The sequence below is a fragment of the Streptomyces sp. WM6386 genome (genome assembly GCF_000972385.1).
Classification (GTDB): domain Bacteria; phylum Actinomycetota; class Actinomycetes; order Streptomycetales; family Streptomycetaceae; genus Streptomyces.
Map to the genome: position 1 here is coordinate 24393 of NZ_JXTE01000008.1, position 20948 is coordinate 45340.

At 70.0% G+C, this 20948-nt stretch carries 24 protein-coding genes; 18 read left to right on the plus strand and 6 right to left on the minus strand.

Annotated features, from left to right (window positions below; all coding sequences use genetic code 11):
* Window positions 1-357 precede the first annotated feature (357 nt).
* The 6 genes from TN53_RS06880 (at window position 358) to TN53_RS06905 (ending at window position 4766) form a co-directional block, all read left to right on the plus strand.
* Window positions 358-1920: an LCP family protein gene (locus TN53_RS06880; protein ID WP_095046358.1), complete on the plus strand. Its 1563-nt coding sequence runs from the start codon at window positions 358-360 to the stop codon at window positions 1918-1920.
* A 145-nt stretch (window positions 1921-2065) separates the two neighbouring features.
* Complete coding sequence (locus tag TN53_RS06885) at window positions 2066-2512, plus strand: hypothetical protein (protein ID WP_046257489.1); 447 nt, start codon at window positions 2066-2068, stop codon at window positions 2510-2512.
* A gap of 14 nt (window positions 2513-2526) precedes the next feature.
* Complete coding sequence (locus TN53_RS43990; protein ID WP_052745150.1) at window positions 2527-2976, plus strand: hypothetical protein; 450 nt, start codon at window positions 2527-2529, stop codon at window positions 2974-2976.
* Window positions 2977-3070: 94 nt separating this feature from the next.
* Window positions 3071-3490 carry a spore-associated protein A gene (locus TN53_RS06895; protein WP_095046342.1) on the plus strand — a complete coding sequence of 140 codons (420 nt, stop codon included), beginning with the start codon at window positions 3071-3073 and terminating at the stop codon, window positions 3488-3490.
* A gap of 116 nt (window positions 3491-3606) precedes the next feature.
* The gene (locus TN53_RS06900) at window positions 3607-4026 is read left to right on the plus strand and encodes a hypothetical protein (RefSeq protein ID WP_046257490.1); all 420 of its coding nucleotides are present in this window, start codon (window positions 3607-3609) and stop codon (window positions 4024-4026) included.
* A 272-nt stretch (window positions 4027-4298) separates the two neighbouring features.
* The gene (locus TN53_RS06905) at window positions 4299-4766 is read left to right on the plus strand and encodes a hypothetical protein (RefSeq protein ID WP_046257491.1); all 468 of its coding nucleotides are present in this window, start codon (window positions 4299-4301) and stop codon (window positions 4764-4766) included.
* Window positions 4767-4834: 68 nt separating this feature from the next.
* Here TN53_RS06905 and TN53_RS06910 read toward each other — a convergent pair whose 3' ends face one another.
* Window positions 4835-5887, minus strand: a complete 1053-nt coding sequence (locus TN53_RS06910) for a glycosyltransferase family 2 protein (protein WP_046257492.1) — start codon at window positions 5885-5887, stop codon at window positions 4835-4837.
* 126 nt (window positions 5888-6013) lie between these two features.
* Between TN53_RS06910 and TN53_RS06915 the strand changes: the two genes are divergently transcribed.
* The 3 genes from TN53_RS06915 (at window position 6014) to TN53_RS06925 (ending at window position 8302) form a co-directional block, all read left to right on the plus strand.
* Window positions 6014-7456: an LCP family protein gene (locus TN53_RS06915; protein WP_046257493.1), complete on the plus strand. Its 1443-nt coding sequence runs from the start codon at window positions 6014-6016 to the stop codon at window positions 7454-7456.
* Between the two features lie 170 nt (window positions 7457-7626).
* Window positions 7627-7986, plus strand: coding sequence for a four-helix bundle copper-binding protein (locus tag TN53_RS06920; RefSeq protein ID WP_046257494.1), 360 nt, complete (start codon window positions 7627-7629; stop codon window positions 7984-7986).
* Window positions 7987-8038: 52 nt separating this feature from the next.
* Window positions 8039-8302, plus strand: coding sequence for a hypothetical protein (locus TN53_RS06925; RefSeq protein ID WP_046257495.1), 264 nt, complete (start codon window positions 8039-8041; stop codon window positions 8300-8302).
* Here the strand turns inward: TN53_RS06925 and TN53_RS06930 are convergent.
* Window positions 8283-9581 carry an LCP family protein gene (locus tag TN53_RS06930; protein ID WP_046257496.1) on the minus strand — a complete coding sequence of 433 codons (1299 nt, stop codon included), beginning with the start codon at window positions 9579-9581 and terminating at the stop codon, window positions 8283-8285. The two genes, TN53_RS06925 and TN53_RS06930, sit on opposite strands and share 20 nt — an antisense overlap.
* A gap of 119 nt (window positions 9582-9700) precedes the next feature.
* On the opposite strand from TN53_RS06930, the gene TN53_RS06935 reads away from it, so the two are divergent.
* Entirely contained in the window at window positions 9701-10249 is a 549-nt protein-coding gene (locus tag TN53_RS06935; RefSeq protein ID WP_046257497.1) for an acyl-CoA thioesterase, read from the plus strand.
* 60 nt (window positions 10250-10309) lie between these two features.
* Here TN53_RS06935 and TN53_RS06940 read toward each other — a convergent pair whose 3' ends face one another.
* Window positions 10310-11467, minus strand: a complete 1158-nt coding sequence (locus TN53_RS06940; RefSeq protein WP_046257498.1) for an acyl-CoA dehydrogenase family protein — start codon at window positions 11465-11467, stop codon at window positions 10310-10312.
* Between the two features lie 189 nt (window positions 11468-11656).
* On the opposite strand from TN53_RS06940, the gene TN53_RS06945 reads away from it, so the two are divergent.
* The 6 genes from TN53_RS06945 (at window position 11657) to TN53_RS06970 (ending at window position 17668) form a co-directional block, all read left to right on the plus strand.
* Complete coding sequence (locus tag TN53_RS06945) at window positions 11657-13000, plus strand: UDP-glucose dehydrogenase family protein (protein ID WP_046257499.1); 1344 nt, start codon at window positions 11657-11659, stop codon at window positions 12998-13000.
* Between the two features lie 426 nt (window positions 13001-13426).
* A complete protein-coding gene (locus TN53_RS06950) occupies window positions 13427-14068 on the plus strand; it encodes a hypothetical protein (RefSeq protein ID WP_046257500.1) in 642 nt (213 codons plus the stop codon).
* On the plus strand, window positions 14065-15366 hold the full coding sequence (locus TN53_RS06955) for a copper resistance protein CopC (RefSeq protein ID WP_095046344.1): 1302 nt from the start codon (window positions 14065-14067) through the stop codon (window positions 15364-15366). The genes TN53_RS06950 and TN53_RS06955 overlap by 4 nt, the downstream gene beginning before the upstream one ends.
* Before the next feature lie 40 nt (window positions 15367-15406).
* Window positions 15407-16402 (plus strand): cupredoxin domain-containing protein, encoded by a 996-nt coding sequence (locus TN53_RS06960; RefSeq protein ID WP_046257501.1) that lies wholly within the window; start codon window positions 15407-15409, stop codon window positions 16400-16402.
* Between the two features lie 112 nt (window positions 16403-16514).
* On the plus strand, window positions 16515-17006 hold the full coding sequence (locus TN53_RS06965; protein WP_046257502.1) for a hypothetical protein: 492 nt from the start codon (window positions 16515-16517) through the stop codon (window positions 17004-17006).
* Window positions 17003-17668, plus strand: a complete 666-nt coding sequence (locus TN53_RS06970) for a cupredoxin domain-containing protein (protein ID WP_046257503.1) — start codon at window positions 17003-17005, stop codon at window positions 17666-17668. Before TN53_RS06965 ends, TN53_RS06970 begins: the two co-directional genes overlap by 4 nt.
* A gap of 10 nt (window positions 17669-17678) precedes the next feature.
* Here TN53_RS06970 and TN53_RS06975 read toward each other — a convergent pair whose 3' ends face one another.
* Window positions 17679-18179, minus strand: coding sequence for a CGNR zinc finger domain-containing protein (locus TN53_RS06975; protein ID WP_046257504.1), 501 nt, complete (start codon window positions 18177-18179; stop codon window positions 17679-17681).
* A 95-nt stretch (window positions 18180-18274) separates the two neighbouring features.
* Between TN53_RS06975 and TN53_RS06980 the strand changes: the two genes are divergently transcribed.
* Both TN53_RS06980 and TN53_RS06985 read left to right on the plus strand, forming a co-directional pair.
* Window positions 18275-18637, plus strand: coding sequence for a VOC family protein (locus TN53_RS06980; RefSeq protein WP_046257505.1), 363 nt, complete (start codon window positions 18275-18277; stop codon window positions 18635-18637).
* Window positions 18638-18654: 17 nt separating this feature from the next.
* A complete protein-coding gene (locus TN53_RS06985) occupies window positions 18655-19038 on the plus strand; it encodes a VOC family protein (RefSeq protein WP_046257506.1) in 384 nt (127 codons plus the stop codon).
* A 241-nt stretch (window positions 19039-19279) separates the two neighbouring features.
* Here TN53_RS06985 and TN53_RS06990 read toward each other — a convergent pair whose 3' ends face one another.
* Window positions 19280-20398, minus strand: a complete 1119-nt coding sequence (locus tag TN53_RS06990) for a dipeptidase (protein WP_046257507.1) — start codon at window positions 20396-20398, stop codon at window positions 19280-19282.
* 103 nt (window positions 20399-20501) lie between these two features.
* A complete protein-coding gene (locus TN53_RS06995) occupies window positions 20502-20861 on the minus strand; it encodes a MerR family transcriptional regulator (RefSeq protein WP_046257508.1) in 360 nt (119 codons plus the stop codon).
* Window positions 20862-20948: the final 87 nt, after the last annotated feature.

Genomic DNA, 20948 nt, shown 5'->3' on the forward strand with positions numbered 1-20948 from the left:
TCCATGAACGGCTGACCGCCTCGCCCGTGGGGCCTGCGCCGCGGCACTGACCGCGGTGAGTACGCGGGCGACGAACTGCGGCTGATCTACGGGGGCGGCCCAGCGGGCGTGAGCCGAGGTCGCACCCCACAGCAAACTCCTAACTCCCTGCAGAATGATGAAGCGTACTCACGTCCGAGAGTTCGATCGGCGTTCGACACCGCATTCGACAGTAGTTCTCGCGTACGCTTTCCGACCAGGCGGACGAGGCATAAAGGCCGGTCGCCGGGCTTGGGGAGGCTCGGCAGTCCGCAGGGTGGGGAGGACAGGGAATTGGCGCAGAGCGTGCGCGGAGAGGTGCCCGCGGTCGAGGACACGATGTCCCTCACACCGCAGGACCCCAGACCGCCCGCCGGTCACGGCAGGGGACGGCGCGGCAGAGGCGACCGCAGGCGGGGCCGGCGGTTCCTGCGCTGGGCGGCGATCGGGCTGGCGGTGGTCATAGTCGGCACCGCGGGCGCCGGATACCTCTACTACCGGCACCTGAACGGCAACCTGAGGAAAGACGACCTGAACATCGGCGACGAGAAGGACAGGGCGGCCAAGACGGAGGCGAACGCCGCCGGGCAGACGCCGCTGAACATCCTGTTGATCGGCTCGGACGCCCGGGACAACGCCGAGAACCAGAAGCTCGGCGGCGCCAAGGAGACGTACAACGCCGCGCCGCGCGCGGACGTCCAGATGCTGCTGCACGTGTCGGCGGACCGTTCCAACATGTCGGTGGTCAGCATGCCGCGCGACACCCTGGTCGGCATCCCGAAGTGCACGGACCCGGACGACGACAAGGCCTACCCGGCGCTCACCTCGGCGATGACGAACCAGTCGCTGGGCCGGGGCGGCCCCGGCTGCACGGTGGCGACCTGGGAGAAGCTCACCGACATCCACATCGACCACTTCATCATGGTCGACTTCGCGGGCGTGGTGTCGATGGCGGACGCGATCGGCGGCGTGCCCGTCTGCGTGGACGCAAATATCCACTCGCACACCTCCTCCGGCAAGGGCTCGGGCCTGAAGCTCAAGAAGGGCACCACGCCCATCAAGGGCAAGCAGGCCCTGCAGTGGCTGCGCACCCGGTACGGCTTCGAGGACAGCACCGACATCGCGCGGGCCAAGGCCCAGCACCAGTACATGAACTCGATGGTCCGCCAGCTGCGTGAGAACGCGACGCTGAACAGCCCGAACAAGCTGCGCAAGCTCGCCGAGACGGCCACCGAGGCGCTGACGGTGGACGACGGGCTGGGGTCGGTGACGAAGCTGTACGACCTGAGCAACGAGCTGCGCAAGGTCCCCACGAAGCGCATCACCATGACGACGATGCCGTGGCAGTACGCCTCGGACGGCAACCGGGTGGTGCCCAAGCCGGAGGAGGCGGAGAAGGTCTTCCGGCTCGTCCGTGAGGACATCGCCCTCGACGGCAAGGACAAGAAGAAGACCGCGACGGAGGACGAGACCTCCGACGACCCGGCGGCCGCGGACGACAAGATCGCCGTGCAGGTGCAGAACGGTACCCGGACCGGTACGGAGGCGGCAGCGAGCGGACGCGCCACCGATGTGACCGAGTTGCTCGTCGGCAAGGGCTTCACCGCGTCCAAGGCGGACTCCTCGGTGATCCTCAGCGAGGACAAGACCCTCGTCCGCTATCCGAGCGCCGACCTGGAGGGCGACGCCCAGCGGGTCGCCAAGTCCCTTGGGATCCCGATGAGTTCGGTGAAGAAGTCCACGGAGGTCTCCGGGGTCACGCTGGTCGTCGGTGCGGACTGGCGCTCGGCGACGAAGTACAAGGCCGCGAAGGAGGACGACTCGTTGCCCGAGTCGGACGACACCTTCAACGGCGCGGACACCAAGGCCTGTATGCACGTCGATCCCGACTACACCTGGTAGCAGCCTCCCCCTGAGAGCGCTTTCGGCCAGGTGATCAATTTCTGGCCAATGCTTTACACCGTGGTCATGTTTGTTACTTGAACATGACAGGATCTTTAGCGATCTTCGACCACGACCGAAGCAACAAGCGCTCCAGGGGGAGAAGTTGAAGCTCAAGAGCAAGGCCGCTAGATACATCACGTCCCTGGCGATGATGCTGTCCGCGATCGCCGGCTACTCACTGGTCACGGCTCCGGCCGCCAGCGCCGCCACCTACGGCTGCAACGGATCCCAGATCGACAGTTGGAACAACACCTACAACGGCACCACGTACGCCAAGACCTACCTGTTCTGGGACGGCACGTACAACTGCGTCGCCGCCGTGAAACAGGGCTCCTATTACGGCGTCCGTTCGCGTATCGCCGTGGATGCCTGGACGGACAAGGACGGCTACGTCTCGCCGGGTGACGACGGCCAGTACCTCTACTACGCGAGCTTCAAGTTCTACGGCAAGGGCCGCTGCATCGCCGTCGAGACCGACGTGTGGAGCCTGAGCGGCAGCAACATCATCCAGGACCACGTGCCGAACTCCGGCTACTTCCACTGCGGTTGAGAACGGAATCCGACATGAGCATCCTCAAGTCCAAGGCCGCCCGCTGGCTGACGAGTACCGCGGTCCTGCTCGGTGTCGCCGTGGCGGGCCCCGTGGCCACCGCGCCGGCCGCTTCGGCCGCGTCGGGCAGCTGCTCCGGCAGCGTCATCGACACCCTCAAGCACTACAACTACAACGGCACCCACGTGGCGACGTCCTACCTGTACTGGGACGGCACCTACAACTGTGTCCGCGCCGACAAAGTCGGCTCGTACTACGGCGTCAGCTCGCGCATGTCGCTGACTATCTACAGCCAGAAGGGCGGCGCGGACCCGGACAGCGGGTACTTCAAGTACTACGCGGGCCCGGTCAAGGTGAACGGCCAGAACACCTGCATCGCCTTCGAGCTCGACATGTGGAGCACCAGCGGCGCGGACATGCTCCAGGACCGGGTTCCGGCCGGCGGCTACAACCACTGCGGCTGAACTCGCTCATGACCAAGGCCCTTCTCCTCGGAAGGGCCTTGGCGCTCATGAACTGACCACACCCGTCGCACGGGACACTGACAGGGACTCAAACATGCTCAGACTGAAGCGACTCGGCTCCGCCGCGGCCGTCATCGGCCTCACCGTTGCCGGAACGGTCGCCGCCACCGGCACCGCCTCGGCGGCCTCCTACAACGGCGCCTGCGGATCCGGCTACAGCGTGATCGACACGAAGGACGTCGGCGACGGAACCGCCTACCTCACCTACAACAGCTCCAGCGGCAAGAACTGCGTCGTCACCGTCTCCGACAAACCGGGCACCACCATGCTCCTGGACGCCCGCGTGCGGCTGCACCGCACCAACCTCGACTGGGCGGACAGCGAGTACGACGCGGGCTTCTTCAAGTACTACGCCGGCCCGGTCTACGCCTCCGCCGCAGGCAGGTGCATCGACTGGGGCGGCAATGCAGGCACCGAAACCTGGCATGTCAACTACAACGTGCACTGCGGCTGAGCCCTGTCGGCCATCGACACATGGCGAAGGCTCCTGAACACCACCCCCAAGAGGGGCCGTCGGCACTCATGAAATGATCACACTCATACCTACAACGCACTGACAGGGATTCAAACATGCTTGAGCTCAGGAGACTTGGCTCCGTCGCGGCCGTCATCGGCCTCGCTGCCGCCGGAACGATCGCCGCCACCGGTACCGCCTCGGCGGCTTCCTACAACGGCGCCTGCGGGTCCGGCTACGGCGTGATCGACACCATGGACGTCGGCGACGGAATCGCCTACCTCACCTACAACAGCGCCAGTGGCAAGAACTGCGTCGTCACTCTCACCGACACCCAGGGGACGCCCACGATCCTGGGCGCCAACCTGCGGCTGCACCGCACCGACAACGTGTGGAAGGACAGCGAGTACGACAACGGCACCTACAAGTACTACGCGGGCCCGGTCTACGCCTCCGCCGCGGGCAGGTGCATCGACTGGGGCGGCCACGCAGCCTCCAACTACACGCGCATCGACTACGGCGTCCACTGCGGCTGAGCCCCACCGGCCATCGGCCCATGACGAAGGCCCCTTCCCCGCTGCCCTGGTAGGGGCCTTCGGTCCGCGCCGGCCTGCGGAATCGCGCTCATCGTGAGGGTCATTCCGCTTTTATCAGCCAATTGAGATTGATCTTCAGCCATCAATGAACGTAAATGATCATTTAATGACCGGAACATGACAGCATTTTTATGCCGTTCACGGGGGCTTCAGGAGATCCCATGTCGAGGTGGGCGGCTCCATTGCGTCTCGAGATGAGAGGTCTCCAACTGATGTCCAAGCGCGTCAAGTTCAGAGCTACCCGTTGGATCACCACCGCGGCGATGACCCTCGGCCTGGGCGTCGCGGTCCCCATGGCCGTCGCCCCCACCGCGTCCGCCGCCGCTACCGCTGGCTGCAGCGGGAGCTTGATCGACCAGATCAAGCACTACGACTACTCGGTGAGCTCGCACCCGCTCGTCGCCACGACCTACCTGTACTGGGACGGCACCTACAACTGTGCGAGGTCCGTCAAGGCGGGCTCCTACTACGGCGTCAGTTCCCGCATGAACCTGGACCTGTGGTCCAAGGCCGGCGGGCACGACAACGACAACGGCTACTTCAGCTACGAGGCAGGCCCCGTCACGGTGTACGGCAAGAACACCTGCATCAACTTCGAGCTGGACATGTGGAAGCCCAACGGTGGCGCCAACTTCCTGCAGGACCACGTCCCCCCGTCGGGCTACTTCCACTGCGGCTGACGTCCGGGGGGAGTGATGGTTGCCGTGGCACAGCCGCGGCAACCATCACTCTTATGACGACCGTTCCCTCACGAAGCCGCGTCGACCCTGCGCACCGCCGGACGCCGCGAGGCGATGACCCTCCGCGCCAGTGACCTGGGGCTGGTCAGGAAGCCGTAGCCCCACGACATGTGCATGGTGGCGAGGGCGACCGGGATCTGGAGGCGTGCCTTCAGGGACAGGCCCCTGCCCGCGGGCAGCGACCCGAGGGCGATCGCCGCGAGATAGCCGCCGGGGATCACGAAGCCGAGCGGGGTCAGGGCCGCACCCACCACGATCCCCGCCGCGATCGCGCACACCGCGACCGGCGGCGCGAGGTAGCGCAGGTTGATGGAGCCGGAGTGGTAGCGGGCGACGACGTGCCGCCAACGGCCGTAGTCCTTGTACTGCTTGGCGAGCGCCTTCACCGACGGCCTCGGGCGATACGACACCCTGAGCTCCGGCGAGAACCAGATCAGCCCGCCCGCCTCACGGATGCGGAAGTTCAGCTCCCAGTCCTGGGCGCGGATGAACTCCTCGTTGTAGCCGCCCTGTTGCTCCAGCGCCGCGCGCCGGAACACCCCGAGATAGACGGTGTCCGCCGGCCCGGCCTCGCCGCCCGTGTGGAACGCGGCGTTGCCGACCCCGATCTTCGAGGTCATCGCGGCGGCGACCGCGTGCTCCCAGTCGTTCTCGCCCTCGGCGTGCATGATGCCGCCGACGTTCTGCGCGCCGGTCTCCTCCAGGAGCCGTACGGCGGCCGCGATGTAGTCCGGGGAGAGCATGCCGTGGCCGTCGACGCGGACCACGATCGGATGGCGGGAGGCCTTGATCGCGGCGTTGAGGGCGGCGGGCGTGCGGCCGGTCGGGTTCGGGACGGTGTGGACACGTCCGTTCGCATGGGACGCAGTGTCGCGTACGAGCTCGGCGGCGATCTCGTCCGTGCGGTCCTTGGACGGACCGAGGGCGATCACGATCTCCAGCTCGCCGGCGTACTCCTGCGCGAGGATCGCTTGGACGGCTCCGCGCAGATGCCGTTCCTCGTCGAGGACGGGCATGATCACAGACACGGCGGGGAGCTGCACGTCGGACTTGGCGTTCATAGGGGGCTCACGTTACCGCGAACGGGGGACACCGATGCGCCCCGCCCGGGTGGTTCCGGTGGCCGCAGATCGTATGGGCCTACGGTGCTGATGATCCCACGTACGGCCCTCGCGGAGGTGTCCCCCATGCCCACGCCGCCCCGCCGCTCCCCCACCCACCGGCCCCGACCACGGCCGCCCGTACGACGGCGGAAACCTCGTTGGGCCGCTCGGGCGGTGACGACGCTCTCCGTGGTGATTCTCGCCTCGGCCGGGATCGGACACGCGGTGCTCTCCAGCCTGGACGCGGACATCGCGCGCGTGGACCCCTTCAAGGACATGAAGAACCGGCCCAGAGCCGGCCACGGCATGAACGTGCTGCTGGTCGGCACCGACGGCCGGGACAAGATCACCGAGGCCGAGCGGCAGAAGTACCGGCTCGGTGGCGCCCCCTGCCACTGCACCGACACGGTCATGATCGTGCACATCTCGGAGGACCGGGAGCGGGCGAGCGTGGTGAGCCTGCCGCGCGACTCGTACGCCATGACCCCGGCGCACACCGACCGGACCACCGGCAAACCGCACCACGGCCACCCCGTCAAGCTCAACGCGGCGTACGCGGAGGGCGGCCCGAACCTCACCGTGCGCACGGTCGAGAACATGACCCATGTGAAGATCGACCACTATCTGGAGGTCGACTTCACCAGCTTCATGAAGACGGTCGACGTGCTCGGCGGCGTGAAGATCTGTACCGCCGACCCACTGAAGGACGCGTACACCGGACTCGACCTCCCCGCCGGAACCCACACGCTCATGGGCGGCGAGGCCCTTCAGTACGTCCGCTCCCGGCACATCGACGGCGCCGCCGACCTCGGCCGGATGAAGCGCCAGCAGCGGTTCATGGCCGCGCTGATCGACCGGGCCACCTCCTCCGGGATCCTGCTGAACCCGATGAAGTTCCGGGACATCACCCGGGCCGTGCTCGGCTCGGTACGCGCCGACAAGGGCTTCGGCACGGACGAACTGCTGGACCTCGGACGGGCGATGCGCAACTTCTCCCCCTCCTCCTCGGAGTTCACCACGGTCCCGATCGGGCAGATGGGATACGCCGTGAAAGGCGTCGGTTCCACCCTGAAGTGGGACCCCAAGAAGTCGGGCCGCCTCTTCCAGGCCCTGCGCGACGACAGGCCGCTGGCCGCGCACAAGCCCAGGAGCACGGCCGTACGCGTGGGGGTGGCCCCGCAGCAGATCCGCGTCCAGGTCGAGAACGGCACCGCCACCGCCGGTCTCGGCAAGCGCGTCGACTCCCAGCTCGCCGCGACCGGCTTCCGCACCACCCGCCAGCCGGTGACCTCCACGAACCGCACCGTCAAGCGCACGGTCGTCGCCTACGACCCCCGCTGGGACCGCTCCGCGAAGTCCCTCGCGGCGGCCCTGCCGGGCAGCGAACTGCGGGCGGTGACGGGACAGGGACCGGTCCTGAAGGTGATCGCCGGGGCGGACTTCGAGAAGGTGCGCAAGGTGCGGGCGGAGGATCCGTATCAGGGGGAGTTCGGGGTGGTCACGGGGGATGAGGTGGGGTGCCTGTAGGCACGCCGTCATCCCGATGGCCCTTCCTGGAGAAATAGCCGGGACCGCACGATTGCGTCGCTTACGTTCCGGATTGTTGCCGTCCGCCCGATGGCGCCCCGCGCCGTCCGGGCGTAGGACGGAAGGGCGACGGAGCCCGGCCCGGGCTCCCGCACCCCCCAGGAGGAGCCATGACCCAGCCCGGAATGACCGCGATGAGCAAGGAGATGCAGGACTGCGTCGAGGCGTGCATGTCCTGCCACAGCATCTGCGAGGAGACCATGAGCTCCTGCATGCAGATGGGCGGCCAGGCCCAGATGCAGATCATGCGCGCGCTCATGGACTGCGCCGAGACGACCCGCATGTGCGCGGACATGATGATGCGCCGCTCGCCGATGTCGGCGGAGATGTGCGCGATGTGCGCCAAGGCCTGTGAGATGTGCGCGGAGGCGTGTATGGGCATGCCGGACGACGAACAGATGATGCGCTGCGCCGAGGCGTGTCGTCGCTGCGCGGAGATGTGCCGGACGATGGCGGGCGCCACGATGTGAGGCGGGCCTGAGGCCGTTCCAGGGGCACCCTGCGGGGTGCCCCTGGTCCTTTGTGCGGCAGGCTGCTTCTCGTGACCGCCCTGCCCGGGTCGTCTGGGACCACCGGGCCGGCGTCGAGGAGTGGTGGAGCGGGGCCGCGGGCGGCGTCGCCACCATCGGGCTCGTCGTCACCTCGCAGGCCACGCAGACCGTCGTACGGGTCAGGCGGGAGTACGAGCGGCTGAGTGCCGAATTCGCCGAAGGGGAGGGCCGGTTGGTCCTCCCCCACCGTGCGCTGCTGGCCTCGGGTCGGCGGCTCAGTTGCCCGAGACCGTGACCGTCTCGTCGTTCTTCAGCTGCTCCACGAGCGTCTTCACCTTCGCCGTGTCCCAGACGAGGTTGCCGTTGGAGGAACCGGAGATCGGCATGTTCATGGACTTGCCGTCGCCGCTGTTGACGCTCTTCATGGCCCAGAACATGTCGGCGAGGTCGAACAGGCCCATGTCCTTGTCGACGATGAGGGAGTCGAGGCCGGCGCCCATGGTCGGGTAGAGCTTGAAGGGGTTCAGGACCGTGCCCGGGGTGGCGACCTGGTTGGCGAGGGCGGCGAGGAACTTCTGCTGGTTCTTCGTACGGTCCAGGTCGGAGGCCTTGAGGGCGTACCGGGTGCGGACGAAGGCCAGGGACTGCTCGCCGTTCAGGGTCTGCTTGCCCGCCTCGAAGTCGGCGCCGGACTTGGTGTCCTTCATACCGCCCTTCGGGATGGTGATCTCGACGCCGCCCACCGCGTCCACGATGTTCGCGAAGCCCGCGAAGCCGATCTCGACGTAGTGGTCGATGCGCAGCCCGGTGTTGAACTCGACCGTGCGGACCAGCAGCTCGGGGCCGTCCTCGGCGTACGCCGCATTGAGCTTCGTGTGCCGGCCGGTGCCCTTGTACGTCTTGCCGGACTCGGAGCCGACGAACGACGGGATCTCCACGTCCGAGTCACGCGGCAGGGAGACCAGCGTGTCGCCGTTGCTGCCGGTGTGCAGGATCATCATCGAGTCCGTGCGCTTGCCCTCGGCGGACCCGGTGTGCAGCTTCTTCTTCTCCTCGGCGGACATGCCGGCACGGCTGTCGGAACCGACGATCAGGTAGTTCGTGCCCTCGCCCCCGTCAGGCCGGTCGATGACCTTGGAGAGGTCGACCTCGCGGTTGAGCTTGGAGTCGGCCCAGAAGTAGGTGCCGATCGTCGTCACGACCAGGACGGTCACGACGGTGATCGCCGTCCACTTGATGCGGCGGCGCCAGTTCGGCGCGGGACGCGGCTCGTGCGTACCGCCGCCGGGACCGCCCGGTCCGCCGCCGCCGTAGACCTGGCCGGTGTTGTAGCCGCTGTCGTACCCGTCGGCGGCGGTGGCGTCGCCGTAACCGCCGCCCCCGTACGCCGGCTGCTGCGGCACCCCGCCCGCGTGCGGCGGCGCGGACTGGCCGGGGCCGCCCCCGTAACCGCCCGAGGCGGGGCGGCGGACCTGCCGCATGGCGCGCGCACCTTCGGGCTGTGCGCTGGCGCTGCCGCGTCCGTACCGGTTGCCGCGGTTCTCGTCGGACCATGCCTCGGGCCAATCGTTCATGGGGCCCAGTGTGCAGGGAACGGCTGTGTCCTTTACAAGGGTCGTAGGAAAATCAGGGCACTGCTGTTGCGAACCCAACACAAAAGCCGCTGATGTGACCTCGGCATAAGGTGGAGGCCATGACAGACCAGGCCCCTTCGGCGGAGTCCGACATCCCGGGCAAGCCCACCTCGGCGTCCCGCACCACGCTCAGCCACATCATGACCCACAACGACACCAACCTGCTGGGGACGGTGCACGGCGGCGTGATCATGAAGCTGGTCGACGACGCGGCGGGCGCGGTGGCCGGACGGCACTCAGGCGGGCCCGCCGTCACCGCCTCCATGGACGAGATGGCCTTCCTGGAGCCGGTCCGCGTCGGTGACCTCGTCCATGTGAAGGCCCAGGTCAACTGGACCGGGCGGACCTCGATGGAGGTCGGGGTGCGGGTGCTCGCCGAGCGCTGGAACAAGTCCGACCCTGCCACCCAGGTCGGCTCCGCCTACCTCGTCTTCGCCGCGGTCGACGCCGACGGCAAGCCCCGCATCGTGCCCCCCGTCCTCCCGGAGACCGAGCGCGACAAGCGCCGCTACCAGGAGGCCCAGATCCGCCGCACGCACCGGCTGGCCCGGCGCCGCGCGATCATGGAGCTGCGGGAGAAGCGGGCGGCGGAGGGGTTCGAGGACTGACCTCACCGGCAGCGAAAAGGGGCGCCCGGTCGACCCGGGCGCCCCTTCGCGTGCTGCGCGCTACGGCAGGTTGCGGGCCATCACGATCCGCTGGACCTGGTTCGTACCTTCGTATATTTGTGTGATTTTGGCGTCGCGCATCATGCGCTCCACCGGGTAGTCACGGGTGTACCCGTACCCGCCCAGCAGCTGCACCGCGTCCGTCGTGACCTCCATCGCCACGTCCGAGGCGAAGCACTTGGCGGCGGCGCCCTGGAAGGTGAGGTCGGAGTCGCCGCGCTCGGAGGCGGCCGCGGCCTGGTAGGTGAGGGCGCGGGCGGCGGCGATCTTCATGGCCATGTCGGCGAGCATGAACTGGATGCCCTGGAACTCGGCGATGGCCTTGCCGAACTGCTTGCGCTCCTGGACATAGCCCTTGGCGTAGTCGAGGGCGCCCTGGGCGACACCGAGGGCCTGGGCCGCGATCGTGATCCGCGTGTGGTCCAGGGTCTTCATCGCCGTGGCGAAGCCGGTGCCCTCCTCGCCGATCATGCGGTCGGCGGGGATGCGGACGTTGTCGAGGTAGACCTCGCGGGTCGGGGAGCCCTTGATGCCGAGCTTCTTCTCGGGGGCGCCGAAGGAGACGCCCTCGTCGGACTTCTCGACGACGAAGGCGGAGATGCCCTTCGAGCGCTTGGAGGGGTCCGTCACGGCCATGACCGTGTAGTACTCGGACTCGCCCGCGTTGGTGATCCAGCGCTTCACGCCGTTGAGGATCCAGTGGTCGCCGTCGCGGACCGCCTTGGTCTTCATGCCGGCCGCGTCGGAGCCCGCGTCGGGCTCCGAGAGCGCGTACGAGAACATGCCGTCGCCCTTGGCGAGCGGACCCAGGTACTTCTTCTTCAGCTCCTCGGAGCCGGAGAGGATCACCGGGAGCGAGCCCAGCTTGTTGACCGCGGGGATCAGGGAGGAGGAGACGCAGACGCGCGCGACCTCCTCGATCACGATCACCGTGGCCAGCGCGTCCGCGCCCGCGCCGCCGTACTCCTCGGGTACGTGTACGGCGTGCAGGTCGCTCGCGACCAGAGCGTCGAGGGCCTCCCGCGGGAAGCGGGCCTCCTCGTCCACCGCGGCGGCGTACGGCGCGATCTTCGCCTCGGCCAGCGAGCGGATGGCGTCGCGGAGCATGTCGTGCTCCTCGGACGGGCGGTACAGGTCGAAGTCAGCCGATCCGGCCAAGGTGTCTCACGCTCCAAATGCGCTGCGATGCCGACGCTAATTACCGTTAAGTAACTCAAATTTTAGGGGCCCGCTCACGGGAGTGATACGTGAGCTTGGCGACAGGGGGAAAGCTGCCCGCCGTGGGGCCCCGCCACGCCCCTACTAGGATCGGGCAGCGCACCCACGACGTCCCTCTCTGGAGCATCCATGAGCCTCAAGATCACCGTGATCGGCACCGGCTATCTCGGCGCCACCCACGCCGCGGCCATGGCCGAGCTCGGTTTCGAGGTGCTGGGGCTCGATGTCGTGCCCGAGAAGATCGCCATGCTGCAGCGCGGCGAGGTCCCCATGTACGAGCCCGGCCTGGAGGACCTGCTGCGCAAGCACGTCGCCGGCATCGAGGGTTCCACCGGGCGGCTCCGCTTCACCATGGACTTCGCCGAGGTCGGCGCGTTCGGTGACATCCACTTCGTCTGCGTGAACACTCCGCAGCGGCACGGCGAGTACGCCGCGGACATGTCCTACGTCGAATCCGCCATCGCCTCCCTCGCGCCGCACCTCACGGGCCCCGCCCTCGTCGTGGGCAAGTCCACCGTCCCCGTCGGTTCCGCCGACCGTCTCGCCGCCTACCTGGCCGAGAACGCGCCCGCCGGTGCGGACGCCGAGCTGGCCTGGAACCCGGAGTTCCTGCGCGAGGGCTTCGCCGTCGACGACACGCTGCACCCCGACCGGGTCGTGGTCGGGGTGCGCAGTGAGCGGGCCGAGAAGCTGCTGCGCGAGGTGTACGCGACGCCGGTCGAAGAGGGGACGCCGTTCGTCGTCACCGACTTCCCGACCGCCGAGCTGGTGAAGACCTCGGCGAACTCCTTCCTCGCCACGAAGATCTCCTTCATCAACGCGATGGCGGAGGTGTGCGAGGCCGCGGGCGGCGATGTCGTCAAGCTGGCCGAGGCCATCGGGTACGACGACCGGATCGGCAAGAAGTTCCTCCGGGCCGGCATCGGCTTCGGCGGCGGCTGTCTGCCCAAGGACATCCGGGCCTTCCTGGCGCGTGCCGGTGAGCTCGGCGCGGACCAGGCGCTGTCGTTCCTGCGCGAGATCGACTCGATCAACATGCGCCAGCGCGGGCAGATGGTGGAGCTGGCCCGGGAGGCGCTCGGGGGCGGGTCGTTCCTGGGCAAGCGGGTCGCGGTGCTCGGGGCCAGCTTCAAGCCCGACTCGGACGACGTGCGGGACTCGCCCGCGCTGAACGTCGCCGGCCAGATCCACCTCCAGGGCGGCCAGGTGACGGTGTACGACCCGAAGGGCATGGGGAACGCCCGTCAGGTCTTCCCGACGCTCGGGTACGCCGATTCCGCCGTCGAGGCCGTACGGGGTGCGGATGTCGTGCTGCATCTGACGGAGTGGCGGGAGTTCCGCGAGCTGGACCCGGCGGCGCTGGGCGAGGTCGCCGCGACCCGGCTGATCCTCGACGGGCGGAACGCGCTCGACCCGGAGGTGTGGCGCAAGGCCGGATGGTCGTTCCGGGCAATGGGCCGGCCGACGGCCTGAGCCTGCGTGGTGGCGGAATTCGGAATTAGGCAATAACGCGGCAAAGAAATACTCGGCGAGCGGGTCTCCGTCCATAAAAGCGGTGGCCCGCTTCGTCTTGCGTGGGCCTGCCAGGCCGCTCCAGCACTGGGCGGCAGGCCTTTCGTACGGCGGCATATGCCAGGCTCCCTGAAATCACCAGACGGGGTTCGATTTCATTCGAGCACTGTGGCGGAAATATCGATCCGCCTCCCCGAATTCTTCACTTTCACAATGCGCGGAATAAAGGCGGTCTAGCCCGTTCTCACAGCGGGGTCACTCCCCGAAGAGAGCCAGGCAACAATCGGTTAACGGGCGCGTAGTCAGGCGGAATCCACCCTCCACTCCACTGGTGCGCATTCGCAGCACTCTCCGTTCGGGTTGACCGGACCATGACAGGAGTGACTCATGCCGTTGTTCCGCAGGGCGCAGTGGCCCGGCGACCATCGCGATGAACTGGTCGCCGGCGCGCTCGTCGGCGCGGTGGTGATCGTGCTCGGCTACGCGTCCGGCATCGGCGCCCCCACCGCCTCCGGTGCCGGTGAGGCCGCCGCGCCCCCGACCTCGCCGCCCGCCGCCACGGCACCGCAGAGCCCGACCGTGCCGTCGTCGCAGGACCCGGGCGGACAGGTCCCGGTCGGCACCGGGGAGTTTCCCGGGTACGGCACCATCGGCGGCACCGGCGACAGCGCCGCGCACACCGGGCACGGCACCGGGAGCGGGGGCGAGGGGCACACCGGCCACGGCGACACGCCCGGCACCTCCCCCGGCGCCCCGGCCACCCCCGCGCCCGCCCCCTCGCCGTCCGGCTCGACGACGGAGCCGCCCTCCGACACCTGCGCGGACGGCGAGGTACGGCTGGTCCAGCCGCTGCTCACCGGCCTGACCGGCACACTGACGGGTCTGCTCACCACCCCCACCGTCGCCCCCACCGTCACGCCCACCGCGACCCCGTCGGCGGAGCCCTCCCCCTGCGTCGGCCTCGCCCCCGTATCCGTCCCCGGCCTCCTCGGTATCAGCGCGTCCCCGCTGCCGGAGGCCACGCCATGACCGTCCGCCGCGCCGTCGTCCTCCTGCTCCTCCTGTTCGCCCCGGTCCTGCTCGCCACCCCCGCCGCCGCCCACACCGAGCTGGTCCGCTCCACGCCCGCGGACGGGTCCGAGCTGAAGCGCGCCCCCGAGCAGCTCACGCTCGTCTTCGACGAACCGGTCGCCCTGGACGACATACGTGTCGTGACGATGGACGGCAACCGGCTCCCGGTGTCCCGCCTCGGCAAGGACAGCGTGCGGGTCGCCCTCCCCCGGTCGGGCGACGGCGAGACCGCCGTCACCTGGTCGGTCATCGACGAGGAGGACGGTCACGCCTCCTCCGGCCGGATCGCCTTCGGGGTCGCGGTACCGGCCGCCCAGGACCGCGGCGACGAGGCCGCACCCGCCCTCTCCCCCTCGGTGCGGAAGGGCCTCGTCGCCGCTCGCTGGGCCGGCTATCTGTCGCTGGCCCTGTTCGTCGGCGGGCTCGCCTTCGTCGCGCTGCTGTGGCCGCGGGGTGCGGGTGTGCCGCGGGCGCGGGTGTTGCTCGCGCTGGCGTGGACGGGCGGGGTGCTGTCGACGGTGGCGAGCATCGGGCTGCAGGGTGCCTACGTCTCCTTCGGCGGTCTGCGGGACGCGTTGCGGCCCTCGTCGTACGCCGACGTCCTGACCACCGAGCCCGGCATCGCGCTCGCCGCGCGCGGGCTGCTGTGGGTGCTGGCGGCGGTGGTGCTGGGCGCGCTGCTCCAGGGCGGGGCGCGGACCTCCCGCTCGCCGGGCTGGCGGGTGGGCGCGCTCGCGGTGTCGGTCGGTCTGTTGCGGGCGACCGGGATGAGCGGGCACAACTCCGAGGGCGGCGAGCCGACTTGGGGTGCCCTCGCCGATCTGCTCCATCTGCTCGGCGCCGCCCTGTGGATCGGCGGGCTCGCCATGCTCGCGGTGGCGGTGCTGCCGCGTCGGCGGGCGGGCGAGCTGGCGGAGGTGGTGCCCGGGTACTCCCGGCTGGCGGCCGTCGCCGTCACCGCGATCGTCGGTGCCGGGATGGTGCTCGCGTGGCAGGTCGTGGGGTCGTACGACGGTCTGCTGCACACCTCGTACGGGCATCTGCTGCTGGTCAAGGCGGCCGTCCTCGCGGCTGTGCTGCTGATCGCGCAGAGCAGCCGCCGGTGGGTGCGCACCCGCCTCGATCTCGCCGTGCTGCTGCGCGGCGACGCCGCCACCGTGCGGCCCTTCGGTTACTCGGTCGCGGCCGAGACGGGGCTGGTCCTCGTCGTGCTGGCCGTGACGAGTCTGCTGGTCACGGCCGATCCCGGCCGCTGACTCCTCCCACACAACTCCCCACAAGCAAAAGGAGTTCGGAGTGATACGCACCAACGAAACCGGCGAACGGCGGCGCCGCCCGCCCGCCGGAAACCGGGCCCTGCTCGTCGCGGGGCTCGGGGCGGCACTGGCCGCCGTGCTCAGTCTGGGGCTGCTTCAGGCAGCCGCGGGCAGCGGCACGACGGCCGCCTCGGACACGGCTGCGGGCGCGGCTCAGGCGCCCGCGGCCGCCGCCGAGGCCCAGCAGGCCGCGGCAGCCGCGCCGGACCACCAGGTCGACATCATGAACAACAAGTTCGGCGACGGTAAGCAGCTCGTCGTCGAGGTCGGCCAGACGGTCCGGTGGACGAACCACGACAGCGTTCCGCACACGGTCACCACGACCAAGGGCCCGAAGAAGTTCGACTCGGGCACGCTGGAGCAGGGCGACTCGTGGTCGTACACGTTCACCACGGCGGGGACGTACGAGTACTACTGCGCCGTGCACCCGGACATGGTGGCGTCGGTGAAGGTCGTCGAGCCGTCCGACGGCGGTGGCGGAACGACGCCCACGCCGACCGCGGCACCCACCGCGACGCCCACGGCCACACCTACGGCCACGCCCACCGGGGCGCCCACCGCGACGCCGACCACCGCTCCGACCGCCACCCCGACCGGCGGTTCCGGTGACGGCGGCGACGGGCAGTGCGCCAGCGTCCAGGACGTACTGCTCCCGATCCTGCAACACCTCAACGCGGCCCACCTGGAGCGTTCCCCGGGTCAGCAGGTGCAGGACGCGCTCGCGCTCGACGCCTACATCAAGACGCACACGGTGTGGATCGAGAGCATCCTGACGCCGCTCACCTCGGGCGGCGGGGCGGTCGCCGACGACACGCTCAGCGTGCTGCTCGCCCACATCAACAGCGCACACCTGGAGGAGTCGCTCGGGCAGCAGGTCACCGATCTGCTGAACCTGGACAGCTACGTGAAGATGCACACGGTCTGGGCCGAGCACCTGCTCGCACCCACCGAGAGCTTCGTCACCGGCAGCTGCTGACCTTCCCGGGACGAACGCCGGTCCGGCCGAGGCTCAGTCGGCCGGACCGGCGCCGCTCCCCATTCTCCACGCCCCCGCCTCCCCACGGGAACCGCTTTCAAGGAGCCCCCGGATGAGAACCGTCACGCTGCCCTCCGAGCAGCGGCACCTCCCCCGGCCCGGGCGGTACGCCGTCGCGCCCGGCCGCTCGCTCGTCGAACTCGCCGCCCGGTACGGCCCGTTGCCCACCTTCCGCCGCCGCCTCACCCTCGCCGCCGCCTCGCTCACCGTGCCGGACGACGCCCCGGACGCCCGGCCCTCCTTCCGCTTCGAGCTGCTCGACCCGCGTGCCGTCGTCACCGGCGCGCACGTCGAGCCGCTCGACGGCGGCCGGCGCCTCCAGGTCACCGGCGACCTCGAACTGCGGGATGTCGCCTTCCCGGTGCTGCTGCGGCTGCGGGTCGTGGAGCGCACCGACGACCTGCTCCTCGTCGTCGGCACGGTCCTGGTGCCGTACCGGTTGCTGCGCCGGGCCACCGGGTTCCGGCTGCCGTGGCGCCGGCCGGCCACGCGGCTGCGGCTGCTGATCGCGGCGGAGTTCGTGTGTGCCACGGAGTCCGCGTGAGGGCGGCCCGGCGGGCGGCGCCCGGCGCCGTACTCGCCCTCCTCGCCCTCACGTTCCTGGCACCGGGGCAGGCCTCGGCGGCCTCGTACCGGGTGGCGATGCAGGGGTACGCCTTCGCGCCCGCGTCCCTCACCGTGCACGTCGGCGACTCCGTGACCTGGACCAACGGGGACACGGCACCGCACGACGTGAAGACGACGTCCGGTCCGGTCGCGATCCACTCCCCGATGCTGGACAAGGGGCAGAGCTGGACCTACACGTTCACCGCGGCCGGTGCGTACGGCTACTACTGCACCGTGCATCCGGACATGACGGCGCGGATCACGGTCCTCGCGGCACCGAAGCCCACTCCCAAACCCACGCCCACCCACCACCACGAGACCGGCACCTCGCACGAGGCCATGCCGATGCCGACCCGGACGGCCCCGACCACGCACCGGGCCGCCGCCACGTCCCCGAAGCCCTCCTCCGCACCCGCCTCGCCGTCGGAGTCGCCGAGCACCCCGCCCCCCGTCGCGGCGGCGGCCCCGCAGACCGAACCCGTGGCCGCGGCCCGCCCCCTGCAACCCCTGCTGCTTCTGACCGGGCTCATCGCCGGGGTGGCCGTCCTCTGTCTGCTCCTGGTCGGCTCCCGCGCGGCCGCGTCCCGCGGCGAGGACTGAGCGTGCGGCGCTATCTCGCCCGGTAGCGCCGCATCTTCGCACGTGCCCCGCACACCTGCATCGAGCACCAGCGGCCCCGGCCCGCGGGGCTGCGGTCGTAGTAGGCCCAGTGGCAGTCGGCGGCCTGGCAGGCCTTGAGCCGCAGCCAGGTCCCCGCGACCAGGGCCTCGGCGACGGCCGCCGCGACCCCGGAGAGCAGGGGCGTCCCGTCGGCGGGCGCGAGCGCGGCCGAGCCGTCGCCCGAGTCGACCGTCACGACCAGCGGCGCCGCCGCCAGCAGTTCGCCGAGTGGGGTGACCGCGCGGTGGGGCGGGTGGCCGGCGTGCGCGAGCAGGGTCGCGCGCAGTGATTCGCGCAGCTCACGAGCGGGTACGGCCGCTTCCTCCGTGAGTCCGAAGCGTGCCCGGCCGTCGGCCGTGTCGAGCGCGTCGGCGCCCGACTCGATGTCGAGCGTGTTGACCAGGGACTCCACCAGAGCCAGGCCCCCGGGAGCGGCCGATCGTTCACTCATGCTTGCGACGTTACCGCCTATGGGGCAGCATGCAGTAACCGCAACTGTTACCGGTTGCCCGGCTATAGCGGTAACTCCGCTTCGAGGAGGAAGTCATGGCTCTCGCCACACTGGGCGTCGTCGTCCTGGACTGTCCGGACCCCCGTGCGCTGGCCGGTTTCTACGCCGAGGTGCTGGGCGGCACCGTCGAGGGCGACGGCGAATGGGTGGACCTGAAGGTGCCCGGCGGACCGTCGCTGGCCTTCCAGGCCGCCTCCGGGTTCGTACCGCCCGAGTGGCCACGCGCGGACCACAACTCGCAGCAGTTCCACCTGGACCTGACCGTCGATGGCATGGACGCGGCCGAGGAGAGGGTGCTGGCCCTCGGCGCGCGGCCGCTGGACACCGCCGACCGCTCGCGCACCTGGCGTGTGTACGCGGACCCGGCGGGGCACCCGTTCTGCCTGTGCGCCTGCTGAGACCTGGAGGGTCCGCCGTGACTGTGGCTCGTTTCCGTTCCGTCGTGATCGACTGCCCCGACCCGCTCGCGCTCGCCCAGTTCTACGCGGCGATCGTGGGCGGAACTCCCAGCGTGGGGGAGGTGGACTGGGTCGTCCTGGAGACCCCCGGAGTGCCACGGCTCGCCTTCCAGCGGGCAGCCGGGTTCACGCCCCCGGAGTGGCCGCGGGCGGACCGCAACTCGCAGCAGTTCCACATCGACCTCGACGCCGGGTCGACGTGGGAGGAGATCGACGCGGCGGAACGGAAGGTACTGGCCCTGGGCGCGCGTCTGCTGCACGCCGAGGACAAGGAGGACTTCCGGGTGTACGCCGATCCGGCGGGCCATCCGTTCTGCCTCTGCCGGATCGAGCACGCGTGACCGGTGAGGGCGCGGCCTCCCAGCCGGCCGCGTCCCGCGCCGTGGTGCGGGGGATCAAGGGCTTCGCATCCCGGTACGCGGCCCGTGGCGCTGAGCGGGCCGGGTGAAGTCCACTGCGGTTCGGCAGCGCCCCGAAGGGGAGCGAGGCTGTGTCCATGTGCGGCTGCCGCCGCGTGGGCGCGACCATGCACGGCGGCGCCGCAGAAACAACATCCCGTCCACCGCACTGCCGGCGGAGCGCTCAGCCGTCCAGGTCGGAGATCTTCGCCGTCGACGGCTCGCGGCGCTCCTGGGCCGCGCGGGCCGCGAAGTCGGCGCCGCGCAGTACACGCTGGACGTTGGCCCAGGCCAGCAGGGCGACGTCGGACTCGGACCAGTCGCGGCGCAGGAGTTCGGCGATGAGGTGCGGGTAGCAGGAGGCGTCGGCGAGGTCCTGCGGATGGGCGGTGCCGGCGTCGTAGGTGCCGGACAGGCCCACGCACTCGGCGCCCGCGAGGGAGCGGACGTGGTCGAGGTGGTCGGCGACGTCCCGGACGGACGGGCCGGTCTGCTCGGCGGTGAGCGGCACCATGCACAGCCCCTTGGCGGCGCCCAGCTCGGTGAGCAGGTCGTCGGGGAGGTTGGCGGGGTGGGGGCGCAGGGCGCGGGCGGCGGAGCGGGTGCACACGACCGGCGCCTTGGAGACGGCGAGGGCACGGCGGACGGTGTCGGCGGAGGCGCCCGAGAGGTCGGCGAGGACACCGAGCCGGTTCATCTCGCGCAGCATCTCCTCGCCGAACCGGGTCAGCCCCGCCTCGCTCGCCCAGGTCACGCCGGACAGGGTGAGCACGCGCAGGCCGAGGGCGTGCAGCGAGCGCAGGATGCCGAGCGAGTCGCCGAGCGCCGCGGCACCGGCGGGCCCGAGCAGTACGGCGACCCGGCCGCAGTGCCGTACATCGGCGGTCTCCCCCGCGGTACGAGCGAGCCGTAGCCCCTCCGGATGGGCCCTCACGACGGTCTTCACCAGGTCCAGCTGCTCCAGCGTCGCGCCGACGGCCCGGTCGCCGCCGATGCTCTCGGGCAGATGCAGCGACCAGAACAGCGCGCCGACATGCCCTTCCCGCAGCCGCGGCACATCCGTGTCGACGGAACTCTCACCGAGCTCCAGGTCGAACCACGGCAGATGCCGCAGCGCCCACGGCAGCCCGCTGTACCCGTCGGCGACGGGATGCGCGGCGAGGATGGCGTGCGCCCGCTCCAGGGGCTCGGTGTCCGGATCGGAGACCGGGGTGTAGGGCTCCGACTCGACGAACGGGTCGGACAGGTCGTCGAGCTCGCCGACCTCGCTGGTGGTGTGCAGTTCGTCCTGGAGGTCTGCCATGGCGGGCTCCGTACGTCGTGATCGTCGGCATCAGCAGTACGGTCACCGTCGCACGGGGGGCGGAAGGCTTCCTGGTGAGCGGGGCGTTCGGGGGTCCGCCGGTTCAGTGACCCCGCGCCGCGTCGATCACTTCGTCCAGGGTGTCCCGGGACCGGACCAGGTCGGCGATCATCCGGTCGATGCGGTCGCGCTCCGCGGTGAGGTCGGCGACGAGCCGTGGTGTGGCGACGGCGGAGGGGCCACCGTCGGTGTCCCGCATACAGGGCAGCAACTGGGCGATCCGGCTGCTGTGCAGTCCGGCCGCGAACAGCTCCTGGATCCGCACGACCCGGTCGACGGCCGCCTCGGGGTAGTCACGGTGTCCGCCGGGGGTACGGTCGGCGCGCAGCAGCCCCTGGGTCTCGTAGTACCGCAGGGACCGCTCGCTGACATTGGTCCGCCGGGCCAGTTGACCGATCCGCATGGGCAGCCGCTCCCGAGCTTGAATCTGACATCAGTGTCAGGTTCTACCGTACGGCCATGACGCAGACAACGGACTTCCTCGCACCGG